The sequence below is a fragment of the Bellilinea caldifistulae genome (assembly GCF_001306055.1).
GTDB lineage: Bacteria > Chloroflexota > Anaerolineae > Anaerolineales > Anaerolineaceae > Bellilinea > Bellilinea caldifistulae.
Genome location: NZ_LGHJ01000017.1, coordinates 58,644 through 77,653, shown reverse-complemented (window position 1 = coordinate 77,653; position 19,010 = coordinate 58,644). Strand labels below are relative to the sequence as shown.

The window sequence follows — 19,010 nt, the reverse complement described above, 5'->3', positions numbered from 1 at the left end:
GACCCCTTATTGTCGGCGTACCACAATCAAGGCAATGTCATCCGAGCGGCGGGCATGGCCGACAAAGTGGTGCACCGCATTCAAGATGGCTGAGTGAACTTCGGCAGCAGGGTGGCTTGCATAAGCCAGCGCCACATCCAAAAGGCGATCTTCGCCAAAAAATTCGCCTTTTTCGTTCTGGGCTTCGGTGATTCCATCGGTATAGAGGATGAGCAGATCGCCGGGAGACAAGCGGACCGTTTTTTGCGTCCAGCGGGCCTGCTCAGAAACCCCCAGTGCCATACCGGTGGTTTTCAATTCGCTCAGAGAGATTTTCCCTTTACCGGAAACACTGATCAGGAAGCCGGGAGGATGACCGGCGTTGGCATAAGTCAACCTGCCGGTAAGCGGTTCCAAAATGCCAAAGAAGGCCGTTACAAACATATTACCGCGGGTATCGGAGAGGATGCGCTCGCTGACAGCGCTCATGGTGATGGCCGGCAGGGTCGGAAAACGAACTGCGTAGGTGCGAAAGAGCGAGCTGCTCAATGCCATGAACAGGGCTGCTCCCATTCCTTTATCCGAAACATCGGCAACCACAAAACCCATTTTATGGTTCGAGAGGGGAATGAAATCGTAGAAATCGCCGGAGGTTTCTCTGGCGGGCTGCAGGGCAGTCACAATTTCCCAACCATTCAGGTGGGGAGCTTCTTCTGGCAGAATGTCGGCCTGGATTTTACCAGCCATGGCCAATTCCCGGCTGGTAAATTCCTCGTTTTCGGCTGCGGTGGAACGAGGAGAAGGGAAAGCTTCCTCCAGATCTTTCTCGAAAGGCGAGAGATTGGAATGATTGAAAACCGGGTGTGGCATGTCTTCTTTTTCGGGTGAGGGGGAAGGATCGCGCTCGACCTGAAGCAAGGCTGCTTTGAATTCTTCTTCGTTTACATCGCGGGAGAAGAGGTAGAGGGGTACGCTGCCAAATTCTTCAAGAGGTAAGGTCTCTTCTGGGCAGTCGAGCAGCAGCACAATTTTCATCGTCGGCCAGAGGGAGTGAATTTCGTTGACCAGATAATGGGCCTGCTCGGCTGAGCTTTTAAAATCCAGCAAAACAAGGGTCGGCTGAGTCATTTTGCATAACTCAACAATTTCGACGACGCTCTGAGCTTCACCGACAAGTTGAAAATTCTTGATACTCATGATCAATGAGGAGAGACCTTTGCGGTAAATTGCCTGATCAGAAGCCAGAGCAACGCGCGTGGCAGATTTCAAAGGGTTCATTCATTCCTGCCTTCAGAAAGACTCCGTCACCGAAGAAAGATGATGTCCCAGAGGGTCACTGGTATTCGCGGGCTGTACAGGTTCATTATAACGGTCAATGGCCAGTTTTGTCCTCTCCAAACGGTGAGTTTCCTGCTCTCCTGTAAATTTTAATGATGACAGGGTAATATTTGATATAATCAATAATATAAGTCAATAAATATAAAATTAAGGAGGAATGATATAAGAGAAAATCGTGTTGATTTATGCCGGCCGGTTAATGGGCGAATGTTCCTTTCCTGCCATTTGATCAGATTTGGAGAAAAAATGAAAAAAACAGCCTCTTATATTTTGACCTTTTTGCTCATTCTCTCTCTTGGGGTTGGGCTTTTACCCAACAATACTGTTCAAGCCAGTCAGCCAAAAGTTGCCTTTTGGCTGACTGTTTTACATAACAATGACGGAGAGTCGGATTTAATCAATCTGGGAAGCGGTTTAGAAGATTTTGGTGGAGCAGCTCGTTTCAAGACGTTGGTGGATAGATTGAAGTGGGATGCACTCCACGGCAAGCCGCCGGTCCCAACAGCTCCGCGAAGTGTGGTAATGGTCTCTTCTGGCGATAATTTCTTGGCTGGCCCGGAATTTAATGCCAGCATTAAAAATGGTGTGCCATTTTACGACAGCATCGCCATGGACTTGATTGGTTATGACGCGATTGCGTTGGGGAATCACGATTTCGATTTTGGGCCGGATGTGCTGGCGGACTTCATTCAGGGTTTTTCGGTATCGAATCCACCTTTCCTGAGCGTTAATCTGGATTTTTCGGCTGAACCACGTTTGCAGCAATTGAAAAATCAGAAAAGGATTGCAACAAGCACCACCATAAAAACGCCGGCGGGACGGGTGGGTATTATTGGTGCAACTACTCCCATGCTTCCGTACATTTCCAGTCCACGCAATGTGCGGGTCAATGATATGGTTGCCGAAGCGGTCATGGCAGAAGTGCGCCGCCTGGAAACGATGAAAATCAACAAGATTATCTTGATCAGTCACCTGCAAAGCATTACCGAAGACCTTTCGATGGTGCCTTATCTTTCAGGAGTTGACATCATCATCGCTGGCGGTGGTGATGAGGTACTGGCCAATCCCGGCCAATTATTGGTGCCGGGTGACGAAGGGCGTATTTTCGGCTCTTACCCCTTGTGGGCAACTGATTCCAACGGTGTTCAAGTGCCGGTGGTAACGACCGCAGGTAGTTATGCCTACGTGGGACGACTGGTGGCAGGTTTTGACAAAGCTGGTAACCTGCTCATGATTGATGAGTCTCAAAGCGGGCCGGTGCGGGTTGCGGGGGGCGGTCAGCCGGACGCAGTTCCCCCCGATGAGGAAGTCCAATCCAGAGTGGTAGAGCCGCTGATTGAGGCGCTTAATGAAATGAGTATGAATGTAATTGGGGCGAGCGAAGTGGCATTGGACGGCACAAGAACCAACATTCGCAGCCGGGAAACCAATTTGGGTAATTTGACTGCTGACGCATTGCGCTGGCAGGCAGCTCAACTGGCAGGCGTGTACGGAGTGAGTGTGCCCCAAGTAGCTCTCCAAAATGGTGGAGGAATTCGGAATGCTTCTATCATCCCGGCTGGCAACATTACCGAGTTGACCACCTTCTCGATTCTCCCCTTCCCAAACTTTGTTTCAATTGTGGAAGGGGTATCCAGAGATCAGTTCAAGCAGATTTTGGAAAACGCCGTTTCGCGGGTGGAATTTGGGGATGGACGCTTTGCCCAAATTTCCGGTTTCCGCTTTACCTGGGATCCAACCGGCACCGCTCAAACGCTGGATGCAAATGGGAATGTCGTTACGGTTGGTTCGAGAGTTAAGGATGTATTCCTGGATGACGGCACTCAGATTGTCGGAGATGGAAGCGTCATCCCCGGCCCGGATTTGACGGTCGCGACGATTGATTTTCTGGCGCGCGGTGGTGATCAGTATCCCTTCCGAGGGGCTGCTTTTACTACCGTCGGAGTAACTTACCAGCAATCTCTTCGAAATTATATCCAATCCGGGTTGGGCGGATTGATCACGGCTGTCCAATATCCTGAAGGTGGTCAGGGGCGCATTACCCGGCTGCCGTAAGGAAAAAATTCTGCAACGAATCTGGCAAGGGCTAATTGGCTCACTCTCGTTTGAAGGAATCGGGCGGGAGTGAGCCTCTCGATGGATGGTGCATGTGCAGTTCAACCAGCAATGGATTCGCATTTCTTCTTTGCTTTCAGGTCTCGTCTTACTCGGCCTGCTGGCGTCCTTAGTACATCCGGTGAAGGCTCAAACCACTCAGCCGCCTGAAATTTGCACCATGCCATTTCAGTCGGTGGCATTGCCCTTGACCGAACTGGGGGGGAATGAATATATCCGCATGGACGGGAAGTCCACCGGTTTTAGCGGAGGACTTTATCCCGAAGGAAGCAACAACCGGCCGGTACAGCACGAAGCGGCCGGTTTGGAATTATCTCACCAGATACAACCCTTGACAAAAGAGGGGCTGAGAGATGACATAAACGGGAGGATTTTGTTGATTTCCATCGGTATGTCCAATACAGCAACCGAGTTTGGGGCTTTTATGCGGCTGGCTCAACAGAAGGCGGAACTCAATCCGCAGCTGGTGTTATTGAACGGGGCATTACCGAACCAGATTGCTGAACGCTGGGCCAATCCCGATGGAATTGCCTGGCAGGAGCTGGACAGGAGAATTACCGGCTATGGATTTACTGCCCAACAGGTTCAGGTAGCCTGGATCAAACTGACCAACACCGGCGGGGGAGATTTTCCGCAGAAGGCCGAGGCTTTACAGGCGGATTTGCAGGCGGTCGTTCTGCACTTGAAGGAGAAGTTTCCTAATCTGAAACTGGTGTTCCTTTCCAGCCGGACGCGATCCTATACCTACTGGCGCGGATTGAGCCCGGAACCGCTGGCTTATGAGACCGGTTTTGCGGTGAAATGGCTGATCGAGAAACAGATTGCAGGGGACCCGGCATTGAATTTCGATCCGGAGAAGGGGGAAATTAAAGCGCCTTTTCTTTCCTGGGGACCGTATCTGTGGGCTGATGGCGAGAATCCCAGAAAAGATGGTTTTTTCTGGTTGGGGAGTGATTTGACCAGAGATTGCACCCATCCCTCACCGGCGGGGGCTGAGAAGGTAGCCCATCAGTTATGGGAGTTTTTCAGCACCGACACGATCACGCGCGATTGGTTTTTGGTGTCACCTGCCGCTTCCTCACCGACCATAGAAATGCAAATTCGCAATTCACCAACCGTGATTTCAAGCCTACCCTCAGTAACCCCTCAGGCATCTCCCAGCATGATATCCACGCTCCCGCTTGATTCGACGGCTTCTTTTGTTCCGACCTATGCGGCTACCGAAGCCGCTAAAGAGGGGGGACAACCAGCGGATTCCATTTCTGGGAAAGCTGCAAGTATATTTCTTTTAGCGGCACTGGTGGTTGCAGGCATTGTTTGGGGATGGTCACGGAGAAGAAACAACGGTTAGGGCGGGAGAAAACTATAAAAAATTTATAAAGAACACTTCCCCATTTTTCAGGTATGATAAATTCAATTATTTTGATTGAAGTAGTGGACAATGTGTAGATGGGTGTTTTTACTGGGCAGATCAGGGTTTGAACGCCCAATCTGGAACAGGCTGGGGTGAACTTCTGTACCGGTAGTTGAACAGGGGGAAATCCACCCGCTTGAATGAAGTTAAGAAACTTTAGTTAACTTTTGCAAAAGGGCAGTTGAGGTTAAAAAACGTGTTTAATTCCTCGCGCTATCGTTTATTTTTCAGCGGATTGATGCTTATGCTCATTATTGGGCTGATGGCGGTTGGTTTTACCCCCCGATTGGCAGTACGAGCAGAAGGTCTGGCGGGGTTTGCCCTCTCTTTTGATGGCAGGGATGATATGGTCAACCTGGGCAGTACCGTGTCTATGTTTCCCAATGATGGATGGGTTTACACCAAAACGGTGAGTTTATGGGTTAAACCAGAAGGTGTGGCGGATTGTTCAGTCATCAATGGTATTCCCCGAATTGAACCGGCTCAGTGCGATAATATCTTTGGCGATTTCGCTCGCTGGTGGGGCATCAGCCGCGGCCCAACTCAAATTTGGGTATGGATGGCCTGTTTTGATCCGGCTAATCCCTCCACATATCCTCCTTATTCCCCTATTCGCCAGATTCAGTTTGGTTACACCCTCGACGAATGGATGCACATTGCGCTGGTGCATGGAAACGGCTACCTTTCTGCCTATAAAAATGGGAATCTCGTCGGTTCGGTTAATTGCATTGGTACGGCTCAGCCGCCTGCTCAACCCGTTTTGTATTTTGGCGGGATGATCAAAGCGGACAGCCAGAATCAAAACCACAGTTTTTGGGGATTTCAGGGTCAGATTGACGAATTGCGGATTTATTCAACCGCTCTGAGCCAGCAGGAAATACAGGATACGATGATGAGCGAACTGACTGGTGCAGAAGCCGGGCTGGTTGCTTATTACAAAATGTCCAACGGTGAAGGCCTGACCCTTACTGACGACAGCGGCCATGGCAAAACAGGTCAATTGATGGACGGAACGAATATCGTTCCCGGCAACGGCACACCTCCTCTGTGGGTAATCTCCGGTGCTTTGGATAATCCTCCTCCTACGCTCTCGCCTACCGTCACCGGTACAATGACCAGTACTCCTTCAGCCTCTCCTCTTCCGCCGACCGCCACATCCATCCTCACCGAATCACCTACGCCTGCGGGCAGCCTCACCCCAACCTCCGCTGTGGCAACCAACACCCCAACGAGGACGCCTCCGCCGACGCGCACGCCGCGGCCTACCTTCACGGCTTCGCCAACCTCTCTGCCGCCCACCATTACCCCGACGAGAACACCTCCGCCGACGCGCACGCCGCGGCCTACCTTCACGGCTTCGCCAACCTCTCTGCCACCCACCATTACCCCGACGAGAACACCTCGCCCGACGCGAACCCCATGGCCTACGTTTACGGCTTCGCCAACGCGCACGCCAACGCAAATTCCAATCGAGACGGAAACATTCACTCCAACGTCCCTTCCAACCTTTACCCCCTCGCCATTACCGGTTGTGACAGATACGGTGGTGCCGACGGAAACGCAAACGACATCTCCTTAAAAAATTAAGGTCTGCCCTCACAAGAGGAATAATATCCTTACTAAACCGGGTGATACTCGCTTTCTCCTATATGCGATTTGAATTTGTGGGAGACCGTCCCGCTTGCCTGTAAGGATCTCTCTTTTGCTTTTTTCTTGATCCTGAATTCGGGTTGAAATTTACAAATTCCTTCTAAGTCGCGGGGGTTGCTGTGATTACCCTGATCTTCACCCAAAAAGGCTTACCGCCGTCGCTGCCCAACCCAAAGACAACTCCCTGGGGATTTTGTAACTTCCAGTAACTTTCATAGTCGCGTGGTTGGTCGGGGGCTTTCATGTTAACCGAAATGTCCACCAGCCCGTCCGGCGGTACACTCACCGGCAGGTTGAAACTGGGGGGCGCTCCCAGTACGTTGCCGGATTCAAAAACCACCCGGTAACTGGTTGTCCACGTGCAGGAACCGGTATTCTTCAACCGCCAGGTTTTGATGAATGTTTGTCCGGGGGAAAACTCGCTGCCATCGGGTACGGTCACATCGCTGACAAATTCGGCACGCTCGCAGGGTCTGATGCTTTCAGCGGGGGTGAGTGTTGGCGAGGATTGAGGCGGCTGGCTGGTTTGTTCGACAGCCGGCGGTGTAGTAGTGATCAGAAGGGCGAACTGAGTGGTCAGGGCTGAGACGGTTTGCACGGCAGCGGTGCTGGCCCAATCTCCGGTAGGGGTAAGCGCTTGCCCGGCTTTGGGCAAATTGCAGCCGCCGCTGACAACCAGTGTCAGAATGGCTCCCAGCCCGAAGAAGGCTTTCAGAATGATTCGATTCGTTTTTTCCATTGGAGTTCGCTGGCTTAAGCATAGCCATAAAAAAGCCGCCCGTCAAGCAAGGACGGGCGGCTATCAGGAGTCTTAACAGATTTATTTTCTGACCATTGGAAGAAACAGGAAATTGTTCATGTTAGGATCCAGGGTGCGGGTGGGGGTCAGACTCGGTTGAGGTGTGAAACCGGGTGGTAGACGGGTTGCGGTTGGAGATGGAGTATTGGTGAAGGTGGCGGTAACCGTGAAAGTGGCTGGCAGGGTGGGCGTTGGACCGCTGCCGAACAGGCCGGACACGACCCAGAGCGGGTCATTTCCCGGCGGGTTTTGATTGTTAATGTGATCTAAAGTGCCGTTGTGGCCGTTGCCGCTGTCATCGCTCAACACCCGACCACTGCCATCGCTCATTTTATAGTAAGCCTTCAGAGCAGAATCGAAAGGAGGGGACAACTCGTTGTAAATGTCAGCTCGGATTTCTTCCCCGGATAAAGGCCGGTTATAAACCCGTACCTCGTCAATCAATCCTTTGAAGAGAAATTTTCGGTCAGGGGGAGTAAAACCACCGCCAATGTGCAGAACGGTCTGGTCAGCGGGTCCGTCATCAAAAAAGCCGACGCTTGCTCCACTCACACGGCTTCCCGCCAGAAATCCAAAGCGGTAAGCATCCAACCGGTTGTCGTGATGAACCAGTGTGATATGAATCCATTCATTATTTTCGTAAATGATCGGGATTGAGTCAAACCCACTGGTCGGACTGTTGTCGAAATTCCATACCCAAATACGGTCCTCGCCATTTAAGATGCCCCGGTAGATGCCCCAAAAACGCGGGCGGTCCCCAACAATTAATTGACAACTGCCGGGATCGGGGCCGGTACAAACAGGAGAGGGCGCAAGCGGTTTAACCCAAACGCTGATACTTTTTGTGGATTGCCAGCTCGAACTGCCAAAAATGATCCCTTCCTTACGTGTGGCAACATAATTTGACCAGCCGTCGAATTCGAGGGCATAATTCACCGGATCAGCATAACCGGGGGATGGGTTTTGGAAAAACAAACCCAGTACCATCAGGGTCAAAATTGTGAGAAATAATATTCTTTTCTTGTGGTTTTTAGATATGAAAAATGACATTGTAAAATTCCTCCCGCAAACCCAACTTACCCCCACTCACTCCGATGATTACTTTGAAAAGGAGTTGATATAACTTTTATTAATTTTATCAGAAATATCAATAAATAAGTTTTAGAAAAGTTTGAGAATTGTGGTGTTTTCGACCGCCTATCCTTGATTTTTTTCAAAGAATGTTCTCATCCCCGCGGCTTTCAAGTAAAATTAGCAGGATGAAATTTACCCCCTGCCGGATTGCAGATGTCATTCTGATCGAGCCGCGTCTGTTCGGTGACCAGCGCGGTTTCTTCATGGAAACCTATCAACAAAAAGTATTCGCCGAGCATGGGATCACGGCTCAATTTGTGCAGGATAATCACTCCGGCTCAAGGCGCGGTACTCTGCGCGGTCTGCATTACCAGATTCGGCAAGCCCAGGGGAAACTGGTACGGGTGGTAACTGGTGAAATTTTTGATGTGGCAGTGGATTTACGGCGTAGTTCGCCCACCTTTGGTCAATGGGTGGGGGAAATCCTCTCCGCCGAGAATAAGCGCCAGCTGTGGATTCCCCCCGGTTTTGCTCACGGATTTTATGTGATCAGTGAGTGGGCAGAAGTCGTCTATAAAGCCAGCGATTTTTATGCACCGCATTGGGATCGCACCCTTTTGTGGAACGACCCGACGGTGGGGATTGCATGGCCGTTGAGGGAGGGGGTGGAATTGCTTATTTCTGAAAAAGACCGGGCCGGTTTACGGCTGGAGCAGGCTGAAACCTATCCCTGATGTGATGATGGAGGAACGATGCAAAATATCCTGGTGACCGGCGGTGCAGGTTTTATTGGTTCAAACTTTGTCCATTTTATTTTAGCGGCTAACCCAACCGTTCGAGTGATCAATCTGGATGCGCTGACCTATGCCGGCAGTCTGGAGAACCTCAAAGGGCTGCCGGATGAAAACCGGCATGAATTTGTGCAGGGGGATATTTGCGACCGCTCTCTGGTGGATCGCCTGCTGCACGAACACGAAATTGACACGGTCGTGCATTTTGCAGCTGAATCGCATGTGGATCGCTCCATTCACGGTCCCGATCAGTTCGTTCAAACCAACATTGTCGGCACGTATACCTTACTGGAAGCCTGCCGCCAGTTCTGGCTCAAAGAGAACTTTGCTCAAAACCGTCCGGTGCGTTTTCATCATGTCTCGACCGATGAGGTGTTTGGATCGCTTAAACCCGAGGATCCGCCTTTTCGCGAGGACACCCCTTACGCCCCCAATTCGCCATATTCGGCATCCAAAGCAGCCAGTGATCATCTGGTACGCGCCTATTTTCATACTTACGGCCTGCCGGTGACCATTTCCAATTGTTCCAACAACTACGGGCCACGCCAGTTCCCGGAAAAATTAATCCCCTTGATGATTCTCAACGCGCTGGAAGGTAAACCCTTGCCCGTTTACGGAGACGGTAACCAAATCCGTGATTGGCTGCATGTACAGGATCACTGCGAGGCGATTTACAGCATCCTGCAAGATGGAAAGGCTGGCGAAACCTACAACATCGGCGGCAACAATCAGCCCACCAATCTGGAAATCATCCGGCAAATTTGTGCCCTGCTCGATGAACTACGTCCAGAATCTCCATATCGACCGCACTTTCAGTTGAAGCAGCATGTCACCGACCGTCCGGGTCACGACCGGCGTTATGCGATGGACATCCGCAAAATCGAGCGTGAATTGGGGTGGAAACCCCGATTTGAACTGGCGAGCGGCTTGCGTCAGACGGTAGAGTGGTATCTGGATAACAGCCAATGGGTAAGCGCCATACGCCAACAGCAGGAGTATCAGGCCTGGCTGATGAAAAATTACGCTGCACGAGGAGAAGCAAAATGAAGGGAATTATTCTCGCCGGGGGAAAAGGCACCCGTCTTCATCCGTTGACGATTGTAACCAGCAAGCAGCTCCTGCCGGTTTATGACAAACCGATGGTTTACTACCCCCTTTCGATGTTGATGCTGGCTGGAATCCGCGAGGTGCTGGTGATCAGCACGCCGGAGGATTTACCATCGTTTCGGCGGTTGCTCCGGGATGGCAGTCAGTGGGGGATGAAATTCAGTTATGCCGAGCAAGATCAGCCGCGCGGATTGGCGGATGCCTTCCGCGTTGGTAAGGATTTTGTCGGCAGTGACCCGGTGTGCCTGATCCTGGGGGATAACATTTTCTTCGGGCATGGACTGCCGGCGGTCTTGCGCTCGATGGCCGCCCGGGTGAGCAACGGGGGCGGCGCAGCCATTTTTGCCTATCCGGTGCAAGACCCGTGGCGTTATGGCGTGATCGAGTTTGATTCGGAAGGAAAAGCGCTTAGTTTGGAGGAAAAACCGGCTAATCCCCGCTCGAATTATGCCGTGCCGGGCATGTATTTTTACGATAATCAGGTCATCCAGATTGCGGCTGAGCTTAAACCATCTCCCCGCGGCGAACTGGAAATTACTGACGTCAATTTGACCTACATGCGGTTGGGGAAGTTGTTTGTGCAGGAACTGGGGCGTGGTGTGGCCTGGCTGGATGCCGGCACGCATGAATCCTTGCTCCAGGCGGCCGCTTTCATCCAGACGGTCGAGGAACGGCAGGGGATGATGATTTCCAGCCCGGAGGAAATTGCTTTCCGAATGGGCTTCATTGACCGTGAGCAATTGCGTCGCCTGCTGGATGAATTGGGGAACAGCACCTACCGTTCGCGGCTGGAAACTCTGCTGAAATAGCCGATTATTTTTCCATTGCCAGCGCAAGCGCCTGATCCCAGGCTGGCAAACGCAATCCGAAGACCCTCTCGAACTTGCTGCAATCGAGTGCGGTAAACAACGGACGCTGCGCCGGGGTAGGAAATTCGGCGGTTTTTGCGGGCAGTACCTGTCTGGTTTTTTGCTCGTGCCGCGCCGGGTCGAGTTCGAGGATTTTTTCAACCCACGCTAATCGGCTGGCAGCCCCATCACCGGCGAGGTGATAGACGCCGCGTGTGGCCTGGATGAATTCAAAGTAATCACCCCTGGCCTGAGCCAGCGCCAGACTGATGATTTGGGAAAGCAGCCTTGCCCAGGTAGGTGAGCCAATCTGATCATCCACAATTTTGAGGATTTCTTGTTGGCGGCTCCAGGTCAGCACGCGTTGAACAAAGTCGTTTGCCCGCCGGCTGTATAACCAGGCAGTCCGCAGCACCCAGCAGGCCGGAGCATTGGCGAGGACGGCTTGTTCACCGGCCAGTTTGGAACGTCCATAATGGTTAAGCGGATGAGGCTGGTCTTCTTCGGTATACGGGCGAGATTGGGAACCGTCGAAAACATAATCGGTGGAGATATGAATTAATCCGCAGCGCCGGCGGGCGGCGTGTTGAGCCAGTTGCTCCACAGTTAAGCAATTGATTTGATCGCACAATTCGGGTTCGCTCTCGGCTTTGTCGACATTGGTGTAGGCAACGGCATTGACGATCAGAGCGGGCTGCAAAGACTCTACGATGGAAAGCAATTCAGCCGGCCGGGTAAAGTCAATTTGCGGATAATCCAACGCAATCACCCTGCCCAGCGGCTGTAAGTCGCGGTGCAGCTCCCATCCTAACTGACCGATTTTACCCAGCAGAACAATGTTTGCAGATGCTGCCATGATCATCACCTTTCGGCTTCAAGGATTTGGTGAGAAAATTATAACATTGGGACAGCCAACTGGTTTTGGCGGCGGTTCGTAGTAAAATCAACACGATGAGCGAATGGGATACCTATCAATCACCGTTCAGCTGGCGGTACGGCTCGCCGGAAATGCGGCGGATTTGGAGTGAAGGCGAAAAACGCCGACTGTGGCGGCGTATCTGGCTGGCATTGGCGGAGACGCAGGCTCATTTTGGACTGGTCAGTGAAGAACAATTAAATGACCTGCGCCGGAATGTAGAAAAGGTTGATCTGGAACGGGCGCTGGCGATCGAAGCACAAATTCACCATGATTTGATGGCAGAATTAAAAACATTTGCCGAGCAATCGCCGCTGGGCGGGGGAGTGCTTCATCTTGGCGCTACTTCCATGGATATCGAAGATAATGCCGAGGTGCTGCGCCTGCGGTCTGCCCTGGATTTGATCCTGCAGCGGTTGCAAGAGGTGCTTTTGCTTTTTGCCGGGCACGTTGAGCAGACTGCCGATTTACCAGTGATGGGCTTTACCCACCTGCAACCAGCCGAGCCAGGCACGCTGGGCTACCGCCTGGCTTTTTATGCCCAGGATTTGCTGACAGAATGGCAAGCGCTGCGCCGGTTGAGAGGGGAATTACGGGGTAAAGGGTTCAAGGGAGCGGTTGGAACTGCAGCTGCTTATGGCGACCTGATCGGTCAGCAAAACCTGCCAGCCTTTGAAGAAATGCTGAGTCAAAAGCTGGATCTGGCTTTTTACCCGGTTACTTCGCAGGTTGCGCCGCGCTTACAGGAATATCGTTTGATCAGCGAGATGGCGGCCGTTGGGGCGGTGTTGAATAAATTTGCTTTTGATTTGCGGTTTTTACAGTCTCCACCACTCGGAGAATGGCAGGAGCCGTTTGCCGACCGGCAAGTGGGTTCTTCGGCCATGCCGTTTAAGCGTAATCCCATTCTGGCGGAGAAGATCAACTCGCTGGCGCGGCTTTTAGCAAATCTGCCGCAAACGGCGTGGGGCAATGCCGCTTTTTCGTTGCTGGAGCGGACGCTGGATGATTCGGCTAATCGCCGCTCGCTGCTTCCGGAGTGTTTTTTGATCACCGAGGAGATGTTGATCACAACCCGGCGAATCTTGAAAGGGATGCAATTCCATTCGGCAGCCATTCGGCGTAATTTGCAGCAGTATGCGCCTTTTGCTGCTACTGAAAGGGTGTTGATGGCGCTGGTCAAAGCCGGAGCTGATCGGCAGGTCATGCACGAACGCCTGCGCGGCCACTCGCTGGTTGCCTGGCAGGCGGTACAAAATGGGCGGGAGAATCCATTGGTGGATTTATTCTGTCAGGATGAACACATTGGCGGCATTCTCGGCGTTGAGCGCGTTCAACAATTAATGCAGGTAGAAACGTACCTGGGAATTGCGCCGGAACAGGCGCGCCGAATGGCGGAGCGTATCCGCATTGAAATCCAAGACAAAGCAGAGGAGTAATACGCATGGAACAGGCAGAAATCGGGATTTATGGACTTGGGGTCATGGGATTTAACCTGGGACGCAATTTTCAACGCAACGGATTCCGCGTTGCGGTTTTCAACCGTTCGCCGGAAAAAGTGCGCCTGTTTGTGGAACAGCCTGCTGCCGGCACTCAACCGCGGGGTGCTGCCAGTTTGAGAGAACTGGTGCAAATGCTCGAAAAGCCGCGCCGCCTGTTGTTGATGCTGCCGGCTGGAAAGACGGTAGATCAGGCGATCGAGGATGTGCTGCCCTATCTGGAGCCCGGTGATATTCTGATAGATGGCGGTAATTCGTATTTTATGGACAGCGATCGGCGCAGCCAGTATCTGGCTGAAAAAGGAATTCACTTTATCGGGATGGGCGTATCCGGCGGAGAAGAGGGGGCGTTGTGGGGGCCGAGCCTGATGCCGGGTGGTTCCCAAACTGCGTGGCAGATTTTGCAGCCGATTCTGACCGCAATCGCTGCCAAAGCCGAGGACGGCGCAGCCTGTGTGAGTTACATCGGCCCGCGCGGAGCCGGCCATTATGTCAAAATGGTTCACAATGGCATTGAGTATGGCGACATGCAGTTGATTGCCGAAGCCTACGAGGTGCTTCGGCGGGTGTTGGGGTTAGGCGCGGTTCAATTGAGCGAGATTTTCAATCAGTGGAATAATGGCGAATTAAAATCCTTTCTAATTGAAATTACAGCCAAAGTGCTGGCAAAGACGGATGAAGAAACCGGTCAGCCGCTGGTAGATTTCATTCTGGATGAAGCCGAGCAGAAAGGCACCGGTAAGTGGACGGCCCAGAACGCTTTGGATATTGGTGCTGCCGTGCCAACGATTGATGCGGCGGTTTACAGCCGGATTCTCTCCGCGATGAAGGCAGAACGGCAACATGCCAGTACCATTTTCGGTCATTCCGCACCGGCCTTTACAGGCAATGGCGAGGATTTGATTCGAGCCGTGCGGCAGGCATTGTACGCCAGCAAAATCCTTTCTTATGCGCAGGGCATGGCTATGCTGCGGATCGCCTCGGCGGAATACGATTATGGTTTGAATCTGGCGGAATTGGCGCGCATATGGCGGGCGGGTTGTATCATTCGCGCCAGCCTGTTGAACGACATCACCGCTGCCTATCAGGCCGAGCCGGATCTGCAGAACCTGCTGCTCTCCTCTTATTTCAGTGAGACTGTCAACCGCCTTCAGCAGTCACTCCGCAAGGTCGTTATGATCGCCATCGAACAGGGAATTGCCGTGCCGGCAATGTCCGCTTCGCTGGCCTACTTTGATGCCTACCGCAGTGAACGCTTACCGGCTAACTTAATTCAGGCTCAACGGGATTTCTTCGGCGCACACACCTACCGGCGGATTGACCGAGAAGGTGTTTTTCACACCCGCTGGGAGGAGCAGTAAAATCCAGGCCTTTGATTCAGCTGGACGGTTTATTGATTCAAATAAGCCCGATACCAATCAATGGTTTCGGCCAGTGCATCCCGTAAAGGTGTGGCTGTTTGACCAAAGGCACGGGTGAATTTGCTGCTATCCATTACAAATGGTTTCTCGAATTCATACATCATCTCAACCGTTTCGCGGGCTTCGGGAATGAACAACCCGCCAATTGCCATCATCCAGCGTCCCATCCCGCTCATTTTCGGGGGCTGCCCCAGAATTTCAAAAATCATCTCGCCGATTTGACGCTGAGTGGCGGCCGGCGCAGTGGGTACATGCCAGACCTGTCCATAAGCCTGATCTTCCGTTGCCAGTCTGACCAGCGCTTTCCCGAAATCTTTTATGTAGGTGTAGCTGTGCGGCAGATTAAGATTGCCGGTGAAGCTGGCCGTTTTACCCCGCAAAGCAGGGACAAAGACCCGCTCGCCCAGGGTGGAACCCAGCACACGAGGGCCAAAAAAATCAGAACCGCGGCCGATCACAGCCGGCAGACGGCCTTTTTGATGGGCGTTCAGAGCAGCCTCCGCCATCCTGGCGCGCAGTTGACCTTTGCGGGTGGTGGCGGCGTAAGGCAGCCCTTCGTGAATTGTCCCATCAACCTCACCATACATATAAAGATTCTCGCCGATGATCAATCGCGCTCCGACAACTGCACAGGCTTCCAGAATGTTTTGCTGTAAGGAGGGGAATTTTTCCACCCACTGGTGATAGGGCGGTTGGGCACACTGGTACACAAAAGCAGCTCCTTCACAGGCTTGCAATGCCTGTTGAAGGTCATATACATCAGCCGGAACAATCTCGACTTCAGCAGGCACATCGGCTTTACCGCTGCGGTTGACCAGGCGTACCCGCTGGCCTTGAACCATTAATTCATCCACAACGGAAAGCCCCAACGGTCCGCTGCCGAAAACCACATGGAGAGAAGTTTGATTTGACATGATTTGACTCCTTTAAATGTTGATCATCGAATTTTTTTATACAATTTCGTAAAAGCAAAATGCCAACCGGTCATTGGCTCATAAATTCATCTGGTCCATTAACCGTTCAATTTCATTGGAGTAAAAAGTGGCCGGATCGCTGATTAAGGGTTGAATATGATTGAAAAGTTCCAGCATGATCATCCCATGAATGTGATACCAGCCAACGATTCCGATATACACCACTTTTTCGGGCAGAGAAGGCTGAAATTCTCGCATGGAATGGGAAAGCCGAACCTGTAATTGTGGAGGCAGGTTTTCTAAAAAGGACGGGTACGGGCGGTTTTCCTGCTGATAGGCGCGTTGCAGGATTTTCAAGATGGGGGCAAAAACTTTGCCTGCGGTGGGGGCGGTGATTTTTTCCTCACCCTGATAGCCGGGGATGGGATTACCAAAGATTAATTGAAAATCTATTGGATGATCCAGTGCCCAACGCCGATAGGTGAGCAGGACTTGTCTCAAACAATCCCGTACCGGTTGATCGGCGAAGCGGGCAGCGGTTTCTTCCAATGCGTTGGCCAGCGCCTCATAAGCTTCTACAATCAGGGCGGTGATCAAGGCATCACGGCTCTCAAAGTAGCGGTACAATGCCGGGCCGCTCATTCCCATGTGTTTGGCAATCGCATTCAGCGATAGGCTGGCCGTTCCGCCTTCTGCCATTTGAAGGCGGGCAAGGCTTTTGATTTCGTCAATTGTGATCTGGCGGAATTTTGCTCTTCTTGTCATGATTTCTCACATAAGTTATAGCATATAACTAATGTTATTGCTTGTTTCTGTTTTTGTCAAGGGTTTTTTAGCAATTGGGTAAATGATATGAAAGACCTTTCTTGTTGCATAAGAAAAGATACGCTGCCTTTCAGCCATAAGGCGCGAATGGGTTTAAAATTAGTCCATTCAAAAAAAATCATATTCCTTGCGGAGGTAGCCTTTATGCTCCACCTTACTGAAACCGTTCTAAAATCGAAACAGCGTTTATTCATCCTCCCGGCGGGATATCCGGTTGGATTGGAAATGGACAAAGCCATCTCTGAATTTGCTACCGATACCAATACGCAAATTCAGGTTCTTGAAGAGGTGTACAAGCGGTTTGGAGGTGCGTTTCTTTTACCCATTTGGGACCGAATGATCGAGGCTGAAGCGTTTGGCACACCGCTTCAAGTGGAGGCGGAAATGCCGATTGGTGCCTCAGCAGCGATGATTGGTTCTCAACAGGATGTTGAGGCGATGATCATTCCCCGGCCGGGGCATAAACGCACGACGGTCACGCTGGCTATCCCCCGCTTGCTAAAAGAACGTCTTCCGGATCCTAAACCATTCGTTTTGGGAATCATGAACGGACCGCTGGCAGTTGCCCGACAGATGATTGGCGAAGAGCGTTGGGAGGAAATTCTTAACCAGAAGCCGGAAGTTTTGGATGCGCTCCTGGATAAAATCATGCGCTTTTTACCGGATTACCTGCATGCTTTCCATTTCAACGATGCGGACGGCGTTGTGGTTAGTGAGCCGCTGGAGGATGCTTTGACCGCTGATCAGCGCGAACGGTTTTCTTTACGCCACATTCAACGTTTGATTCGGGAGGTCCAGAATCAGCATTTTGGGGTCATCCTGCACAATCCGCTGGCGGATGAAGCCCAATTGACCCAATTGCATACCAGTGGCGCTGCAGGCTACTGGATTGGCAGCCGTGTGAGTCTGGCTTCGGCGGTTAAGCAATTTACAGAAGACACAATGGTCGTCGGCAATCTGGCAGTGGACTGGTTAACAGGTGCTCCGGCGGATGCGGTTTATGAGGAAACTCAAAATTTGTTAACTGCCATGCGCGATGTTCCCAACATTGTGCTGGCGCCGGAAGACGACCTGCCACCGCATACACCGCTGGCTAACCTGGATGCACTTGTCAGGGCGGTAAATCAATTCAACGCTTCGCTTTAACCAACCGACTGCCGGCGTTTCTGTTCCACAATCCCGCCGCTCGCCCCGCGAGCAGTAGTGTTTTGATTGAACTCCTCCGGGCTGACTTCCTCCACCTGTGGGGTCAGGATGGGGAGGATCAGTAATTGCCCGACGGCGTCACCGGCTTCAAAGACAAGCCGCTCATTGGTGGGATTGGCGACTTTGACCAGAATTTCGCCCTGGTAACCGGCATCCACCACACCCGCTCCCAACAGATGGTTGCTGCGGCCTTTGGGTTTTAATAAGCCGACAAAACCGGCGGGAATTTGCACGCCAATGCCGGTAGGTACAATGCCAAATTCATGGGGGGGTATTTCGACCCTTTCGACGGCATACAGGTCTAATCCGGCATCTTCGGGATGTTTTCGAGTGGGAAGGCGGGCATCCCCTCGCAGGCGGGTAATCCGGATTCGTTCCATGTCCTTGTAGCAGTTGTGGGGGTTATTGGCCGCGCCTCATCCGCAGCCAGGCGCTGGTGACGAATGCCAGGGTGGTAAAGGCGGTCAGGTAAATCTTGGTGAAATCTACAACCGGTTTGACCTGAACACCCTGTTCATTAGCGACAATCACGGCTACCGGCCGGGCAAAGGTCTTGCCGCCTCCACCGCCGCCGGAACCGCTGCCAATGCCAAAGCCCATGATGCTGACTACTTCGGCAGCCGGCAGGATGAGATTTCCCTGATGTTTGATGGTTTCGCCAAAGACGGCGTTCACATCGGCAGTTGCCATGAATTGATCCATGGTGTCCTGAATGGTTTCTAAGGCCGCGGCAGCCAATTCTTCTTCGTTTGCGGGGAGGGTAGTTTCGGCTTGATTTTCATTTTCTACATTTTCTAAATTGCTCATGCTGATCTCCTCTGGGAAACAATTTTCAGGAAAAAGAACAACAACCCGCCCAGCACAATTATGATCTGGAGCATGCGAGTCAAATCGTAGACCGGTAGGTATTGCGTTTCGCCCTGAGGTGTTTGAACCCGTACGCCAACGGGACGATTCCAGATCATTCCGAACTGGGGGAATGGCACGAAGCGGAAGGCCTGTACAACCGGACTGATTTCGTAACCGCGCCACTTGAGCGATGGACGGTTTGTGTTTTGGAGCGTCATTTTTATCTCCTTGTTTATGCGATCTCTTTCATTATACCGGTAGAAGG

At 52.0% G+C, this 19,010-nt stretch carries 18 protein-coding genes; 9 read left to right on the top strand and 9 right to left on the bottom strand.

The annotated features are described in order from the left end of the window. Positions 1-6 precede the first annotated feature (6 nt). Positions 7-1,257, bottom strand: coding sequence for a SpoIIE family protein phosphatase (locus AC812_RS11495; protein ID WP_061918601.1), 1,251 nt, complete (start codon positions 1,255-1,257; stop codon positions 7-9). Positions 1,258-1,563: 306 nt separating this feature from the next. On the opposite strand from AC812_RS11495, the gene AC812_RS11490 reads away from it, so the two are divergent. The 3 genes from AC812_RS11490 to AC812_RS11480 all read left to right on the top strand — a co-directional run bounded on the left by AC812_RS11490 (position 1,564) and on the right by AC812_RS11480 (position 6,425). Continuing rightward, positions 1,564-3,372 (top strand): bifunctional metallophosphatase/5'-nucleotidase, encoded by a 1,809-nt coding sequence (locus AC812_RS11490; protein WP_061918599.1) that lies wholly within the window; start codon positions 1,564-1,566, stop codon positions 3,370-3,372. Positions 3,373-3,457: 85 nt separating this feature from the next. Beyond that, entirely contained in the window at positions 3,458-4,783 is a 1,326-nt protein-coding gene (locus AC812_RS11485; protein WP_061918597.1) for an SGNH/GDSL hydrolase family protein, read from the top strand. A gap of 259 nt (positions 4,784-5,042) precedes the next feature. Beyond that, a complete protein-coding gene (locus AC812_RS11480) occupies positions 5,043-6,425 on the top strand; it encodes a LamG domain-containing protein (protein ID WP_061918595.1) in 1,383 nt (460 codons plus the stop codon). A gap of 171 nt (positions 6,426-6,596) precedes the next feature. Here AC812_RS11480 and AC812_RS11475 read toward each other — a convergent pair whose 3' ends face one another. After that, positions 6,597-7,235 carry an NBR1-Ig-like domain-containing protein gene (locus AC812_RS11475; protein WP_061918593.1) on the bottom strand — a complete coding sequence of 213 codons (639 nt, stop codon included), beginning with the start codon at positions 7,233-7,235 and terminating at the stop codon, positions 6,597-6,599. Between the two features lie 81 nt (positions 7,236-7,316). After that, positions 7,317-8,345: a LamG domain-containing protein gene (locus AC812_RS11470; protein ID WP_061918591.1), complete on the bottom strand. Its 1,029-nt coding sequence runs from the start codon at positions 8,343-8,345 to the stop codon at positions 7,317-7,319. A 209-nt stretch (positions 8,346-8,554) separates the two neighbouring features. Here AC812_RS11470 and rfbC point away from each other — a divergent pair, with 209 nt between their 5' ends. The 3 genes from rfbC to rfbA are packed head-to-tail and all read left to right on the top strand — an operon-like array spanning position 8,555 to position 11,076. Then, a complete protein-coding gene (gene rfbC, locus AC812_RS11465; protein WP_061918589.1) occupies positions 8,555-9,103 on the top strand; it encodes a dTDP-4-dehydrorhamnose 3,5-epimerase in 549 nt (182 codons plus the stop codon). Between the two features lie 18 nt (positions 9,104-9,121). Further along, the gene (gene rfbB, locus AC812_RS11460) at positions 9,122-10,207 is read left to right on the top strand and encodes a dTDP-glucose 4,6-dehydratase (protein WP_061918587.1); all 1,086 of its coding nucleotides are present in this window, start codon (positions 9,122-9,124) and stop codon (positions 10,205-10,207) included. Further along, entirely contained in the window at positions 10,204-11,076 is an 873-nt protein-coding gene (gene rfbA / locus AC812_RS11455; RefSeq protein ID WP_061918586.1) for a glucose-1-phosphate thymidylyltransferase RfbA, read from the top strand. The genes rfbB and rfbA overlap by 4 nt, the downstream gene beginning before the upstream one ends. 4 nt (positions 11,077-11,080) lie before the next feature. Here rfbA and rfbD read toward each other — a convergent pair whose 3' ends face one another. After that, the gene (gene rfbD / locus AC812_RS11450; protein ID WP_061918584.1) at positions 11,081-11,971 is read right to left on the bottom strand and encodes a dTDP-4-dehydrorhamnose reductase; all 891 of its coding nucleotides are present in this window, start codon (positions 11,969-11,971) and stop codon (positions 11,081-11,083) included. Positions 11,972-12,066: 95 nt separating this feature from the next. On the opposite strand from rfbD, the gene purB reads away from it, so the two are divergent. Together purB and gndA are read left to right on the top strand one after the other, a co-directional pair. Beyond that, entirely contained in the window at positions 12,067-13,470 is a 1,404-nt protein-coding gene (gene purB, locus AC812_RS11445; RefSeq protein ID WP_061918582.1) for an adenylosuccinate lyase, read from the top strand. 5 nt (positions 13,471-13,475) lie between these two features. Beyond that, complete coding sequence (gndA, locus tag AC812_RS11440) at positions 13,476-14,891, top strand: NADP-dependent phosphogluconate dehydrogenase (RefSeq protein WP_061918579.1); 1,416 nt, start codon at positions 13,476-13,478, stop codon at positions 14,889-14,891. Between the two features lie 29 nt (positions 14,892-14,920). On the opposite strand, the gene AC812_RS11435 is transcribed toward gndA, so the two are convergent. Beyond that, a complete protein-coding gene (locus AC812_RS11435) occupies positions 14,921-15,865 on the bottom strand; it encodes an SDR family oxidoreductase (RefSeq protein ID WP_061918577.1) in 945 nt (314 codons plus the stop codon). A gap of 78 nt (positions 15,866-15,943) precedes the next feature. After that, complete coding sequence (locus AC812_RS11430; protein WP_061918573.1) at positions 15,944-16,630, bottom strand: TetR/AcrR family transcriptional regulator; 687 nt, start codon at positions 16,628-16,630, stop codon at positions 15,944-15,946. Positions 16,631-16,834: 204 nt separating this feature from the next. On the opposite strand from AC812_RS11430, the gene AC812_RS11425 reads away from it, so the two are divergent. Beyond that, a complete protein-coding gene (locus AC812_RS11425; protein WP_061918571.1) occupies positions 16,835-17,836 on the top strand; it encodes a uroporphyrinogen decarboxylase family protein in 1,002 nt (333 codons plus the stop codon). Here AC812_RS11425 and AC812_RS11420 read toward each other — a convergent pair. Genes AC812_RS11420 through AC812_RS11410 form a run of 3 tightly spaced genes read right to left on the bottom strand, consistent with a single transcriptional unit; the run spans position 17,833 to position 18,963 of the window. Further along, positions 17,833-18,276, bottom strand: coding sequence for a dUTP diphosphatase (locus AC812_RS11420; RefSeq protein ID WP_061918569.1), 444 nt, complete (start codon positions 18,274-18,276; stop codon positions 17,833-17,835). The genes AC812_RS11425 and AC812_RS11420 overlap by 4 nt on opposite strands. 22 nt (positions 18,277-18,298) lie before the next feature. Further along, positions 18,299-18,703: a hypothetical protein gene (locus tag AC812_RS11415; protein ID WP_061918567.1), complete on the bottom strand. Its 405-nt coding sequence runs from the start codon at positions 18,701-18,703 to the stop codon at positions 18,299-18,301. Then, positions 18,700-18,963, bottom strand: coding sequence for a hypothetical protein (locus tag AC812_RS11410; protein ID WP_061918565.1), 264 nt, complete (start codon positions 18,961-18,963; stop codon positions 18,700-18,702). Before AC812_RS11410 ends, AC812_RS11415 begins: the two co-directional genes overlap by 4 nt. Positions 18,964-19,010 lie beyond the last annotated feature (47 nt).